General features: G+C 68.8%; 12 protein-coding genes. 3 read left to right on the top strand and 9 right to left on the bottom strand.

The window, feature by feature from the left end:
- Positions 1 to 185 precede the first annotated feature (185 nt).
- The 9 genes from CSC78_RS07550 to CSC78_RS07510 all read right to left on the bottom strand — a co-directional run bounded on the left by CSC78_RS07550 (position 186) and on the right by CSC78_RS07510 (position 12377).
- Positions 186 to 803, bottom strand: a complete 618-nt coding sequence (locus CSC78_RS07550; RefSeq protein ID WP_162337298.1) for an alpha-ketoglutarate-dependent dioxygenase AlkB — start codon at positions 801 to 803, stop codon at positions 186 to 188.
- A gap of 7 nt (positions 804 to 810) precedes the next feature.
- On the bottom strand, positions 811 to 4071 hold the full coding sequence (locus CSC78_RS07545) for an error-prone DNA polymerase (protein WP_162337297.1): 3261 nt from the start codon (positions 4069 to 4071) through the stop codon (positions 811 to 813).
- Positions 4068 to 5486, bottom strand: a complete 1419-nt coding sequence (locus CSC78_RS07540) for a Y-family DNA polymerase (RefSeq protein ID WP_162337296.1) — start codon at positions 5484 to 5486, stop codon at positions 4068 to 4070. The genes CSC78_RS07545 and CSC78_RS07540 overlap by 4 nt, the downstream gene beginning before the upstream one ends.
- A 9-nt stretch (positions 5487 to 5495) precedes the next feature.
- Positions 5496 to 6122 carry a translesion DNA synthesis-associated protein ImuA gene (imuA, locus tag CSC78_RS07535; RefSeq protein ID WP_162337295.1) on the bottom strand — a complete coding sequence of 209 codons (627 nt, stop codon included), beginning with the start codon at positions 6120 to 6122 and terminating at the stop codon, positions 5496 to 5498.
- A 1-nt stretch (position 6123) separates the two neighbouring features.
- Positions 6124 to 6729, bottom strand: coding sequence for a transcriptional repressor LexA (lexA, locus tag CSC78_RS07530; RefSeq protein WP_162337294.1), 606 nt, complete (start codon positions 6727 to 6729; stop codon positions 6124 to 6126).
- A 165-nt stretch (positions 6730 to 6894) separates the two neighbouring features.
- Complete coding sequence (locus CSC78_RS07525) at positions 6895 to 8046, bottom strand: HDOD domain-containing protein (protein WP_162337293.1); 1152 nt, start codon at positions 8044 to 8046, stop codon at positions 6895 to 6897.
- A 142-nt stretch (positions 8047 to 8188) separates the two neighbouring features.
- Positions 8189 to 9043, bottom strand: coding sequence for a hypothetical protein (locus CSC78_RS07520; RefSeq protein WP_162337292.1), 855 nt, complete (start codon positions 9041 to 9043; stop codon positions 8189 to 8191).
- A gap of 50 nt (positions 9044 to 9093) precedes the next feature.
- The gene (locus tag CSC78_RS07515) at positions 9094 to 9960 is read right to left on the bottom strand and encodes a ribonuclease H-like domain-containing protein (protein ID WP_162337291.1); all 867 of its coding nucleotides are present in this window, start codon (positions 9958 to 9960) and stop codon (positions 9094 to 9096) included.
- Positions 9957 to 12377, bottom strand: coding sequence for a DEAD/DEAH box helicase (locus CSC78_RS07510; protein ID WP_162337290.1), 2421 nt, complete (start codon positions 12375 to 12377; stop codon positions 9957 to 9959). The genes CSC78_RS07515 and CSC78_RS07510 overlap by 4 nt, the downstream gene beginning before the upstream one ends.
- A 180-nt stretch (positions 12378 to 12557) precedes the next feature.
- Between CSC78_RS07510 and CSC78_RS07505 the strand changes: the two genes are divergently transcribed.
- From CSC78_RS07505 to CSC78_RS07495, 3 genes are all read left to right on the top strand, one after another.
- The gene (locus CSC78_RS07505; RefSeq protein ID WP_162337289.1) at positions 12558 to 12911 is read left to right on the top strand and encodes a hypothetical protein; all 354 of its coding nucleotides are present in this window, start codon (positions 12558 to 12560) and stop codon (positions 12909 to 12911) included.
- A 246-nt stretch (positions 12912 to 13157) separates the two neighbouring features.
- A complete protein-coding gene (locus CSC78_RS07500; RefSeq protein WP_162337288.1) occupies positions 13158 to 13595 on the top strand; it encodes a hypothetical protein in 438 nt (145 codons plus the stop codon).
- 130 nt (positions 13596 to 13725) lie between these two features.
- Entirely contained in the window at positions 13726 to 14043 is a 318-nt protein-coding gene (locus tag CSC78_RS07495; protein ID WP_162337287.1) for a hypothetical protein, read from the top strand.

The following is a 14043-nucleotide window of genomic DNA, read 5'->3' as shown; positions in this document are numbered from 1 at the left end:
CAGCACCCCCTATTTCAAGCAGTCCTTGCCCTCCACGCCGCGATCCCCTCGCGGCGCTTTTTTCGGCTTTCTGTAGGAGCGACGTAAGTCGCGACCGCACGCCTGATCGGCCATGGCACGTCATCGTGCAGTGTTCCAGAGAAGTTCCGGACTGCAAACATCTCCGGTCGCGACTTACGTCGCTCCTACAATGGATGACTTGAAGAGGAAGGCGCCGGCCTCACCCGGAACACCACGCTGATCCGCGGCCCTTGCGATCGACGGGTCTTCGGAATGCCATGCTCATGCGTGCGCTGCGAGGCATGGCTCATCGACAGCACGCTGCCCGATGCGAGGTCGACCGCGACGGTCTCGCGCTTGCCTTCACGCGCACGGATCAGCATGCGCCGCGGTGCACCCAGCGAAACCAGCGTGATCGGATGATGCGCCGCCACGGTATGCAGCTTGTCGCCGTGCATGGCGACGCTGTCGTGGCCGTCGCGGTACAGGTTCATGCCGATGTGCGAGTATGGCGCCGGTGCCTTCGCCTGCACGCAGGCGAGCAGCGCGGCCAGCGGCAGGTCGTCCGGCAATGCGTCCACGGCGTAGTTCGCCAGCAGCCGCGGCACGTCGACGATGCGGTCGTACATCGGCCGCTGCAGGTGCGTCCACGCCGCGCTTGCGCGCAGCCTGTCGAACCAGGCACGTGCGGTCAGCGGATCGATGACCTCAGGCCAATAGCGGACGCCACCTTCGGCATCGTCCACCAGTTGCACCATCGCGGGCGCGAACAGGTCGTCGGTCAGGGTGGCGAGGGCGCGCATCATCGCCTCAGTGGAAGTCGCGGGAACCGGGCTGGATCTCGCCCAGCAGGTGACTGAAATCCTCGAGCCGGCGCGCGATCAGGTGCTCCACGCCATCCACCTGCTCCCAGCGTCCGCGAACGGCCATCAACCGCGCACCGAGCAGCGCCTTGCGGTCGCGCAACGCCACGTGCGACCACACCACCACGTTGACCATGCCATGCTCGTCCTCGAGCGTGACGAAGATCGTGCCCTTTGCCGTTGCCGGCCGCTGCCGCTGCGTGACGATGCCCGCCACGAACGCCCCTCGCCCATGCGGCAGCCCGCGCAGCTGGCGGGAGTCCACCACGCGCTGCCGACCCAGGCGCTCGCGCAGCAGCGACAGCGGATGCGCGCCCAGCGTCAATCCGGTGGTGCGGTAATCCGAGGTCACGTCCTCGCCCGTTGTCGGCACGGGCAAGGCGATCGCGTCCTCGTCGGGGCTGCCGGGCAGCAGCGGACGCTGCCGCTCGATGCCGGCGACCGCCCAGCGGGCGGCATGGCGATGGCCGGCGAGCGACTGCAGCGCGCCCGCTTCCGCCAGTGCCGTACGCGCCTTCTCGTCGAGGCGGGCGCGCAGGCACAGGTCGCGCACGTCGGTGAAGGCGCGTTGCGCACGCGCGGCCATGATCGCTTCACCCGCGTCCTTCGACAGCCCGCTGACCTGGCGGAAGCCGAGTCTCAACGCCGCCTGTCCGCCGTCGTCGATACCGCGTCGCACGTACCCTCCCTCCAGCGTGTTGTCCCATTCGCTGCGGGTCACGTCGACCGGGAGCACCTCGATGCCCACGCGCCCGCCCCTGCCGCGTCGCGCGTCCTGAACGATCTGGCCGGCGGAATAGAACCCCATCGGTTGCGCATTGAGCAGCGCGCAGGCGAACGCCGCCGGCTCGTGGCGTTTCAGCCAGCAGCTGATGTAGACCAGCTTGGCGAACGAGGCCGCGTGGCTCTGTGGAAATCCATAGGAACCGAAGCCCTTGATCTGCTCGAAGATCTGGTCGATGAAGTCCGACGAATAGTTTTTCCTGGTCATGCGCTCACGGACGCGGATCCGGTGCGGCTCCATGTCACCACCACGCCCCCAGGCCGCCATCGACCGACGCAGACCATCCGCCTCGCTATCCGTGTAGTCGGCTGCCTTCATCAGGAGCTCCATTACCTGCTCCTGGAATAAAGGCACGCCCAGGGTAGGCTCCAGCACCGAGCGGATTTCTTCCGACGGATAGGTCACCTCTTCCTTGCCTTGCCGCCTGCGCAAGTAGGGATGGACCATGCCACCCTGGATCGGACCAGGGCGCACGATCGCCACTTCCACCACCAGGTCGTAATACTTGTTCGGCTTCAATCGCGGCAGCATGCTCATCTGTGCGCGCGACTCGATCTGGAACACGCCGACGGTGTCGGCGGCCTGGATCATTTCGTAGGTTTTCTCGTCGCCGTTGGGCAGTCTGGCCAGATCCAGCTTGAACCCTCTATGCCGCTCGACGAGATCCACGGCCTTGCGGATGCACGTCAGCATGCCCAGCGCCAGGCAGTCGACCTTGAGCAGACCCATCGTCTCCAGATCGTCCTTGTCCCATTGGATGATGGTCCGGTCGTCCATCGAGGCGTTTTCGACCGGCACCACGGTCGACAGCGGTGCATCGCCGATCACGAAGCCGCCCACGTGCTGCGACAGGTGGCGCGGGTGGTCGCGCAACTGGTCGGTCACCGCCAACACCCGCCGAATCAACGGATTTTCCGGATCGAAGCCGGCTTCGCGCAGTCGCTGCTCCATCGGCGCCTCGCCATTGCCCCAGCCATAGCATTCGGCCAGCAGCGCGATCTGGTCGGGCGGCAGGCCGAACGCCTTGGCCACGTCGCGCACCGCGCTCTTTCCGCGGTAGCGGATCACGGTCGCCGCCAGCGCGGCGCGGTGTCGACCGTACTTGCCGTAGACGTACTGCAGCACTTCCTCGCGACGCTCGTGCTCGAAGTCGACGTCGATATCGGGTGGCTCGCCACGATCCTTCGACAGGAAGCGGGCCATCAGCAGCCGGCTCTCGGCCGGATTCACCACCGTGATGCCAAGCGCGAAGCACACCGCGGAGTTCGCCGACGAACCACGTCCCTGGCAAAGAATCTTTCGGTCCTTGGCGAAACGGACGATGTCCTCCACCGTCAGGAAAAATGCTTCGTACTGCAGTTCTTCGATCAGCGCGAGTTCGCCATCGATCTGCCGCACGATGACCGGCGGCGTCCCTTCCGGCCACCGCTCACGCATGCCGCGCTCGGTCAGCTCGCGCAACCACGTCGTCGGCGTATGCCCTTCCGGCACCAGTTCCGCCGGATACCGGTAATGGATGTCGCGCTTGAGGTCGAAGCGGCAACGTCGCGCCAAGGTCGCGGCGTTATCCAGCAGGTCACGCGGATAGATGTTGCCCAGCGCCCGCCGCGTGCGCAGGTGGCGTTCGCCATTGCGGAACAGGTGCGCCCCGCAGTCGGCCAGCGGCGTGACGTGGCGGATCGCGGTCATCGTGTCCTGCAGGGCGCGACGGCGGCGCACGTCCATGTGCACGTCGCCGCTCGCCACCGCCGTCATCCGCAGACGTGCAGCCGCGTCCAGCAGGCCCGCGAGTCGCGCCGCGTCGTCCTGTTCGCGGTGCAGCTCCACCGCCAGATGGGCACGTTCGCCGAAGACCGACTGCAACCAGCGTCCTTCTCCATCGTCGATGTGCTGCGACGGAAGCCACAGGGTGAACAGGCCGCAGACCGCCGGATCGACATCCGACACGATGCGCTCAACGTCCTGCCGTGTCAGCCGGTAGCCCTTCTTGTCGACCGCGCGCCGCGCGGTGGTGATGAGTTCGCAGAGTCGCGTGTAGCCTGCTGCGGTTTCCACCAGCAGCACGCATTTCAGTCCGCAGGCCAGGGTGAACTCACTGCCGACGATGAGCTTCACCTCCGTCGCACGCGCCGCTTCCCAGCCACGCACGATGCCGGCCAGCGAGCATTCGTCGGTGATCGCCAGCGCCTTGTATCCAAGATCACGTGCGCGCTCGAACAGTTCCTCCGCGCTGGCCGCCCCGCGCAGGAACGAGAAGTCCGACAGGCAATGCAGTTCCGCGTAGGCCGGCCACGCATCCTCGCGCGGTCCGTCGTCTTTCGCCGCCATCGACAGGCGCAGGCGTTGCGCGACCTCCCACGCGCGCGGCGGACGACCGCCGGGCGTGTCGCGGTCGACGCCATCCACCGCATCGTCCCAGCTCACGCGAACCACCCGTGCAGCATCCAGCCACCCTGCTCGCCCGGTGGCGCGAACGCCCAGGCGCGTTGGCCCTGCGAGGTTTCCAGCACGTAGTAGTCGCGGCGCGCGTCCTCGCCATCCCACCAGCCGCTCTCCAACCGCTCCGGGCCGGACACGATGCGCGGATGCGGATCGCGCAGCGGGATCGGCTGCGGCAGCAACCAGGCCGGTCGCGGCGGGCGCACCGGTGCCTGCGTCATGCGTTCGCCATCGCCCTGCACGCGGCGCCAGGCGCGCTCCGGACGCGGGTCACCGGCAGGCGCCACACGATGCACGGCTTCGTCGCCCAGGCGCGCGCGCAGCCGTTCGCGCAGCTGCGGCCATGGCAGCTGCTGTTGCGGGCGCGTGTCGAACAGGTCGCGCGCGGCCGGCACGAACGGCGGCAGTTCGCGCGCCAGCAGCCGCACGCCGACCACCGGCCGGTCGATCTGCACGCGCTCCAGCCGGTTGCGGGTCAGCTCGAACAGCATCGCCGGTTCACGCTCGGCGGCCAACAGGCCGACCTCCACGTCCGTGTGCCCTTCCTCGTGTTCCAGCCGCAGCACGAAGCGCTGCACGCCGCCGTCGCGGATGGACAGGTAGGTGCACAGGTCGCCGATCAGCCGGCGCAGCGGGAACAGCAGCGCCATGTGGCTCTCGACTTCGTAGCCGAGTTCGACCCGCGCATCGAAGTGGTCCGGCGGCGCGTAGTACGCGAGCGGATCGTCGGCCTTCCCGTACAGCCGGTCCAGGTGTTCCAGCACCGGCAGGCCGAAGCGACGACGCAGGCTGTCGCGCGGCAGACCGCGCAACGTGCGCAGGTCGCGGATGCCCATGCGGTGCAGGCGCTCGCCGGTGTCGTCCGGCAGACGCGCGCGCCGCACCGGCACGCGATCCAGCAGATCGGCCATCGCCTCGGCCTGCATCATCGCCAGCCCATCGCGCAGGCCGGCGAACACATGCGCCGCACGCGGCGTGGGTGCCAAGGCGATGCGGTGCTGGAAACCGAGCCCGACGAGTTCCTCGCGCAACCGCGCCTCGATACGCGGCCACGGTCCGAGCAGGCGGAAACTGGCCCGCACCTCCAGCACCAGACAACCCTGCCACTGCGCACTGACCAGCGAGCTGTGCCGGTACGCCCATGACGCGAGGAAACGCTGCCAGCGTGCTTCTGCCGACGGGTCGTGCTCGACCATCGCGAACTCCGGCAGCAGCGCATGCGCGGCGGTCAGGCGCATACCGGCACGAAGACCCGACTGCGCAGCGGATGCGTTCACCGCATGCAGGGTACGCAATTGCAGCGGACCACCGACCAGCGCCAGCGGCGCGTCGGGATCAGGCAAACGCCGGAGGACGGCGTCCAGCGCCAGCTGCGGCAGCAGTACACAGGCCCAGAGCATCGGTGGGCCTCAATGCGCGACCAGCGCGAAGGTCTGCGCGGGCGCCGGCCCACCGCGGCATTTGCGCACCTGCCAGGTACTGCCGCCCTGCGCATCGCTGACGGCTTCCAACCGCAACGCGGCGGCCGAGGGATTGGCGGCATGGCGGCGGTCGCGCAATGCGAAGCCCAGGCATTCACCGCTGTCGGCGGCCACCTGCAGGCGGCGCAGCGCAGGCCCATCGGCCTGCACCGGCCAGCCCAGCACCGCCGCGCAGGCGCCGCTGCGCAGGCATTGCTCGAACGCCCACAATGCATCGCGTGGCGCGGCGTCGACGATTTCCAGCAACGACAGGTCCACGCCGGCGGCCTGCCACGCCGGCGCATACGGAATGTACGGCGGCGCGATCACTGCCACCGTGCTGCCGGCCTGGGTCATCCGCGCCAGGGTGGGCAGCAGCAGCGCCAGTTCGCCCACGCCGTCGGCGGGCAGCAGCAGTTCGGTCAGCGAACGTCGTGGCCAGCCGCCCTGCGGCAGCAACGCATCGAGCGCAGCGTGGCCGGTGGGTTCGCCGTCGGCGGCGATGGCGGCGCTGCGCCCCGCATGCCACAGCGTGCGCGCGGCCAGCAGCGTGTCGAGGGCGACGACGGCGCCCACGTCAGCCGCGCCGCACCAGGCCGCAGTAGACGCCTTCGATGGCGAAGTCCTGCCCCGGCTGCACGTCGATGGGCGCGTGCGCCGGATTGCGCGGCAGCAGGCGGATGCGGCGGCGTTCGCGCTGCAGCCGCTTGATGGTCAGTTCACCATCGATGCGCGCCACCACCGTCTGTCCGTCTCGCGCGTCCGGGGTGCGATGCACGCCGACCAGATCGCCATCGATGATGCCGTCGTCGACCATCGAATCGCCCTTCACCTTCAGCAGGTAATCCGGCTGCGGCGAGAACAGCCGGCGGTCCAGCCACAGCTGTTCGTCCAGGCCGATGTCGGCGCCGATCGGCTGGCCGGCGGCCACCCGTCCCAGCACCGGCAACGGCAGCAGGTCGGCCATGCCACCGGGCAAGCGCAGGCCACGCTTCTGCCCGGGCGCCTGTTCCAGCAGACCGTCGGCGACCAGCGCCTGCACGTGCTTCTGCGCGGCATTGCGCGAGGCGAAGCCGAACGCGTCGGCGATGTCCGCCAGGCTGGGCGCGCGCCCGGCCGCCAGCTCCCGGCGCAGGAAGGCCAGGACGGCGGCACGTTGCGGAGGCAGGTCGATGGGACTCATGGGTGTACATTTGTACACCCTTCCGTCGCTCAGGGCGAGACTGGCGGAGCCGCCGGCTATCGGCTAGTCCGTAGCCCGGGTAAGGCCGTCGGCCGCACCCGGGGTTGCTGATGCATCACGTCTCCCGGGTGCGCTTCGCTTACCCGGGCTACGCCGCTACGCAGATCAGGCGGCCTGTTCTTCGGCGCGCTCGACCATGGTTTCGGCCATCTGCCGCCAGTTGGGCAACTGGTCCAGCACGCCCAGCGACTTCAGGTAGCTCTCGTCCACCGGCTCGTTGCTGGCCAGCGCGCCCGCCACGTGCACGGCACCCGGCACCCAGAAGCTGCGCAGGCTGGACCGCTGCGGCTGGCGGTGGAACGCCACCGCCTCGACGATCGGCATCGGCAGGCCCCACAGGCCGAGCAGGTAGGCGCCCGCCTCGGTGTGGCCAGGGCGGTCGTCGTCCTCGGTGGCCGGCGTATCGCGCTCGTCGCGCACCCCCGGCAGCAGCAGGCCGATGTCGGCCAGCAGCGCAGCGGTGGCGCCCAGTTCGGAACTCGTGCGCGGCAGGATCTTCGCCGCCAGCCGCGAGGCCAGCAGCGCACGCTGCTGCAGTGCGCCGCGGTCGACGCTGGAGGTGGTCTTCATCGAGAACACCTCGCTGGCGAGCACCAGATCGCGCAGCGTGCCCAGGCCAAGGCGTGTCACCGCCGCCCGCAGGTCGGTGATGGAACGGCCATTGGAGAAGTACGCCGAGTTGCACAGCTGCAGCACCTTGGCGGCGATGGCCGGGTCGCCGGCCACCAGCTTGGCGATGTCGTTGGCGGTGCCCTCGTCCTCTTCCAGCGCGCGCGTCAGCGCGAAGTAGAGGTGCGGCGGCGACGGCAGATGTTCGACGCGGCCGATCGCACGGCGCAGGCGCGGGCTGTCCAGCAGGTCGCGCAGCTCTTCCAAGCTGTGGATCGACTCCAGCACCGTCTCCGACGTCAGCGGCAACGGCAGGAAGCGGTGCGCCACGCCGATCAGCTTGATCGGCGCCGCCAGGCTGTCGGCGCTGCCTTCCAGCAAGGCGATGCGGATGGTTTCCGACCGCAGCGTGCGGATCTGGCCCAGCAGCGTGGCCGGCGGCAGGTCCGGCAACGCCGGCCCCACCATCACCACGTCGACGGGCCCGTTGGCGACCGCGAACATCGCCGATTTCCCGTCGGCCACCGTTTCGACGGTCCACTCGTCGCCCATGTCGCCGATGTAGTCGGCCAGATCGTCAGGCAGGCAGGCGGTGTCGCCAACGTACAGAATGCGCAAGGCACGTCCCCTTTTTTCTTGCAAGTTCATTGCATGCCTCCCGCTCCGGGAGGCACGGACCCATGGAATCTAGCAAGGGTGTCGGCCGTGCCGGGCCATTCTTGAGGCGCGATGCGGGGAATGCGCAGCGCTTCACACTCCGCTGTCGGTGGCGCCCCGACAGCGCGCGGATTCAGAAACGCAGCATGGCCAGCAGTTGCGGCCCGCGGTTGTTGAGGTTCAGGCTGCCGTCGAAGCGCGTGCGTTCGAAATCCAGGTCGACGTCGTTGTAGTTGTAGCGCAGCGAGAACCCGGCGTGCTGCCACGGGAAGTACTCCAGCCGCAGCTGCACGTCGCGCGCATCGCCGGTGACGTTGCCGCCGTTCTTCTTCGTGTAGGCCAGCGATGCGCCCCAGCGCCAGCGCGGCGACAGCACCTGCGCATAGTCCGCGCGCACCATCGGCGCCCACTCGTCCTCCGACAGCGAATTGGCATAGGCGGCCGGCGAACCCGCGACCGTCGCCGTGGCATCGAGATCGATGTCGACCTCGTAGCGCATCGCGCCCAGGCCAACGCCGAAAGCGCGCCGCCCGTCCTGGTGGAAGAACCAGGTGTAGGAGACGCCGGTGACCCTCAGGTCCATGCGCCCGGCCAGGTCGGCGTCCACCGGATAGGCGTTGTCGCCGATCCGCAGCGTGCGGTCCAGCAGCCGCGCAGTGTCGTCGTCGTAGTCGTAACCGAAGGCATCGAACGCGTGCCGCCGTTCCTCGCCGACGCTGCCGCCGATGTTCCACACCAGCGCATCCTGGCGGTCGACGAAGCCGAGATCGCGCTGGAAGTTGACCTGTGTGCCCATCGAGCCGTCGCTGGCATCCCAGCGGGTGTCGAGGTCATGGTCGGCCCAGTAGCGCCCTGCCCCGACATGGAAACGGTCGACGGGCGGCAGGACGTCCTGGGCGAAAGCAGTGGACGATGCGCCTGCGAGCAGCAGGCAGAGGACGAAGCGACGAGGCAAGGGATGACTCCCGTGGCAGGGCAGACGGGTCATGCGTCTTCGTGGGTTCCGACGCAGCAGCATCCGCCCGCCTCCGTGCCAGGTCAAGGCGGATCGCAGGCGGCTACGCTCCCCCCGGTCCGGGCATCATCCGGCGCCGCCAGGTGCAACAGCAGGTGCGCCAGCGTCACCACGTCCTGGAAGTTGTGCTGCAGCACGCGCCGCAGCAGGCCGGCATCGCCGCCACGCAGGTACTGCAGCCACGCACCGGGCGCTTCCGACCCGGGCAGGTCGTCCTCGCGCACGATGCCGAGCGCGTTGCGTTCGATGGTCGCCAGCCGGCAGTTCTCCCACACGCCGCGGTAGCGCCGTCGCGTGGGGAACAGCAGGTCGAGATGCTCGATGCCGGCCAGCGGCGTGCCCTGCCGCGCCAACCGGTAGCGGGTGGCGAGCAAGGGCGCGTCGTAACAACGTCCGTTGTAGCTGACCAGCCGGGTGTCTTCCGACAGCCAGCGCGAGAATTCGCGCAGCATCGCCGGCTCGGCCGACAGGTGGGTGATCAGCAACTGGCGGATACGCAGGCCGTCCGGCACGAAATCCGACGCGCCCACCATGAAAGCGCGCGTGCCGGTGCCGCCGGACAGGCCGGTGGTTTCGGTGTCGAAGAACAGCATGCCCTGCGTCGGCAACGCACCGGTCCGCGCGAAGGTGCCGTCGATGTGCGATGCGACGTCGTCGAATGGCAGCACCTGTTCGAGGCGAAGCAGACCCGGTGCGATCTCCTCGCCCGGCAGCGCACGGTCGCAGGCGCGCGCGACCAGCGCAGGCCGTGCGCGCTCACGGATGCCGAGCATGCGCCGCAAGGCGGGCAAGGGATCGTGCACCGGCGGCAAGGGCGCGGACCGCAAAGGAGCACTGTCATGCCCCACCTGGCGCCGCAGCCGTTGCAGTTTTTCCAGGCTGACGCTCATGCGGCATCCAGCAGGTGCAGCACGCGCGCCGCCAGCGCACGCGGCGTGGTGTCGGCGTCCTCGTCGTTCGCCAGCACAGGACCGACGCAGGCGGGACAGCCTGCCTTGCAGTCGCATGCGGACACCAGTTGCACCGCACGCTGTACGAGTTCGCGCTGGCGCCGCCACAAGGGTTCGCTCAGGCCGATGCCGCCGGGATAGTTGTCGTAGAGGTACGCAGTGGGAATGAAGCGCTCGCCCGACACCGGCGACAGCACCTGGCTCTCGGTGCCACGCAGCTGGCCACGCCCCTGCGTATCCGGCAAGGCGAACCACGCACCGTCGCCGTCGCCGACCGCCTTCTGCAGGTCGCGACCTTCCGCCATCACCGCGACCGTGGCGGCGATGTGCAGCGCGTACGCCGCGCCGAGGAAGCCATCCAGCGCGTCCTGCCGGGACTCGAAGGCGGACTCCAGCAGTGCCGGTGGCAGCTGCCACCACAGGCTGGTGGTGTGCATCTCCTGGTCCGGCAGGTTCACCGGACCGTAGCCGATGTTTTCGTGCGTGTAGTAGCGGATCTTCTTGTAGCCGGCCACGCGCCGCACCACGTGCACTTCGCCGTGGTGGCAGGTGCCCTGCCCGGCGATGCAGCCGTCGAAGCGCTCCAGCACCTTCAGCTTGGTGTAGTCGATCGCATCGGTGTAGTAGTCCACGTGCGTGCGGGTGACGTAGGCCTTGCGCCCTTCCCAGTCCAGCCGCTCCACCTGGTACGGGGTGGACTGGATCATGTGGATGGCGCCTTCGTACAGCGTCAGCGGCGCGGCGCTGAAGTCCACTTCCGCGATGATCGCCTGCCGTCCGTCGGTGCGGTCGACGACGACGAAGTTGCCATCGGCCACCGAACGCAGGCTCACCGCATTGGCCGGATAGCTGTCGGCGATCCACTCGTAGCGGTCGCCCTCGCGGTGCACCACGCTGTCTTCGTCGAGCAGTTGCAGGAACGGCGTCGGATCGACCGGGCCGAACGGTTCGCCGGCGAGGAACGGCAATTCGAACGCGGCGCAGCGCACGTGGTCGAGCAGGATCATCGGCTGGTCCGGCGCGATGCGTGCGTGCTCCGGCGGGCTGTCGGCGAAGAACTCCGGATGCCGCACCACGTACTGGTCCAGCGGCTGCGAACTGGCGACCAGGATGCCCAGCGACGCCTGCTGCCGTCGCCCCGCCCGGCCGAACCGCTGCCATGTCGCCGCGATGGAGCCCGGATAGCCGTTCAGCACCACCGCATCCAGGCTGCCAATGTCCACGCCGAGTTCCAGCGCCGAGGTCGAAATGATCCCGTCCACGCGCCCGTCGCGCATCGCACGCTCGGCCTCGCGCCGCTCGGTTGGCAGGTAGCCGCCACGGTAGGCGCGGATGCGCGCCGGCAGTCGCGGATCGCTGTCGAATACGTCCTTCAGGTACTTGGTCAGCACCTCGACCATCGTGCGCGATTGCGCGAACACCAGCGTCTTCAGCCCCGCCTTGATCGCCAGCCGCGCGATGCGGTTGCTCTGCGACCGCGCCGAGGCGCGCAGGCCAAGATCCGGATTGACCACCGGCGGATTCCACAGCAGCACGTGTTTCTCGCCGCTCGGCGCGCCGGACTCGGTGATCGCATGCACCGGCAGTTCCAGCAGCGCTTCGGCATGCGCCTGCGGATTGCCGATGGTGGCCGAGCAGACGATGAACTGCGGCGTGGCGCCGTAGAACGCACAGACCCGCTTCAGCCGACGCAGCACGTTGGCCACATGGCTGCCGAACACGCCGCGATACGTATGCACTTCGTCGATCACCACGTAGCGCAGGTTCTCGAAGAACTGCGCCCACTTGGTGTGATGCGGCAGGATGGCCTGGTGCAGCATGTCCGGGTTGCTGACCACGATGTCGCCATGCAATCGGATCGCCTGCCGCGCATCGCCCGGCGTGTCGCCGTCGAAGGTGAAGGCCTTCAGGCCCAGGTCGCCGGCCCTGCTCAGGTCCAGCAACTCCGCCACCTGGTCCTGCGCCAGCGCCTTGGTCGGGAACAGGTACAGCGCCTTGCCGCGCTTCGACAGCGCCGACGCCACCACCGGCAGCGTGTAGCACAGCGACTTGCCGGAGGCGGTCGGCGTGACGATGGCCAGATGGTCGCCTGCCTGCGCCTGCCGCCACGCCTCGGCCTGGTGCGAATACAACTGCCCGATGCCGCGCTGGCGCAGCGCGCCGGCCAACGCCGCCGGCAGGTCGTCGGGCAGCGCCTCGTAGCGTCCTTCGCGCGCGGGAATGACGAACTGCCCGGTCACGCGATCGCGGTACTTGCCGGCGAGGCGTTCGGCCAGCGCACCGCCGTTGGCGCTGGCCGCCGGCGGCAGGGAAGCCTCGTCGGCATGGCGGCGGATCAGGGCGGTCTGGGCAGGCATGGCGGTCCTTGAGGGCGACAGACCGCCATCTGACGCGCGGCGCGTCTCAACCGCTGAGACTGACTGCCGACTGATCGCGCACCGCGACCTCAGCTTTGTGATCAGGCAACGAAGGGATTTCTCACTGGTCGATAACGCCCGGCGCGATACCACGGCATGACCCCCACGGAGGCTCCCCCCATGGACCGACAGCTCTACCGCGACCAGCTCGACACGCTCCGTCAGCTGCCGCCCCGCGCACCGGTAGCGACCCGCGATGCCTTCGCTGCCTTTACGGTGCACGACTACGGTCGCCGGCGCCGCCTGCATCCGGATGTCGCCTGGGAGGACGCCTGCCGTGCGTATGCGTTCGCAGCCGCGTCGCACGCCGACCATGCCGGCGACCTGGATCTCGATACGGAACTCGAACTGGAAGACCACTGGGAACGCCTGAGCGGCGACGCCGGTCCCGACTGGCCGGTCGCCCGCACCCTGCTGCGCGAGGCCTGGCGCTGGCTCGACGAGCACGGCGCCATCCAGCCCCGCATGCATTGAGGGCTCGCCGCTGCAGGAACGACGAACGGCTGGCCGCTCGCGCCGTGCCCCTGCGTGTCCATGGAGGCAGGGGCCACCATAACGACAAGCGCCGACCAGGCAGGAACCTCGCGCCTCTTCCGGGAGGGTTGCACGTCACGACTGCGGCGACACCGTGCGGCCGGCGCCCTTCGCGTGCCCGCAGCGCAGACCGTGGTTCTCCGCGGGTTTCCTCCTCGCCAGGCCCTGTGCCATGGAGGGGAATCCATGTCCTGCCAGCCCGATCCGCTCGCCCATGCCTGGAACGAGGCGGCGATGCCCTGTGCCGTGGTCGATATCCAGACAGAGCTGCATTTCTGGGAAGCGACCTACGCACGCCAGGCCTTCCACCGCCCCGGCCTGGCCTTCCGCCACTACGTGCCCACGCTGAAGTTCGCCTACGACATCTACCTGCTCTCGCACCGCCGTCCGCTGCAGGAACTGCTACCCGCCCTGCCCGCGCGCTACGAGGCCGCGCTGGCGCGTGGCGCGCGCCTGGACTGGTCGCTCGCATCGGTGGTGATCGCACGGGTGTGGGAGCGGCTCAACGCACCGCTCGAACAGGATCCTCCCCTTTTCGCGCCCCCGGCCGCTGCGGCGGTGGACGAGCGCACCCTGATCGCCGAGGCGATGCGACGTCGCGCAGGCACGCTTTTCACGCAGTGATGGCAAAGGTGAACCAAAATGCGTCCGCGAGGTTAATTGCGGGTTAAAACGCCCTTTATTTCACTTAAGCATCACTGCGCCGAACAAACCATCCACCGTGTCACCACCACACCGACACGGGGGATTCACCATGGTCAGCCTGCAGCAGCGCAACGCTCGCACGACCGCGCAGATCGTCGATATCGATGCCGAACTGGCGTACTGGAAGACGCGACTCAACGAGGACACGTTCCAGGTCGTCGGTGCCACGGTGGGCGACCTCGAGCAGTGCCTGAAGGTCGGCTACGACGCCTACCTGCTGCACCACCGTCAGGAGTTCGACGAGATCGCGCCATCACTGCGCGACCGGCTGCAGCGGCACTGCCCGGACACGCCGATCGGCTGGTACCGCGCCCAGCCCATCATGCGTGCGGTGTGGCAGCGGCTGAAGCCCGCCGGCCACGTCTGA

Source organism: Pseudoxanthomonas japonensis (genome assembly GCF_010093445.1).
Classification (GTDB): domain Bacteria; phylum Pseudomonadota; class Gammaproteobacteria; order Xanthomonadales; family Xanthomonadaceae; genus Pseudoxanthomonas_A; species Pseudoxanthomonas_A japonensis.
The sequence above is the reverse complement of the archived record's forward strand: the minus strand, read 5'-3'. Positions and strand labels throughout refer to the sequence as shown.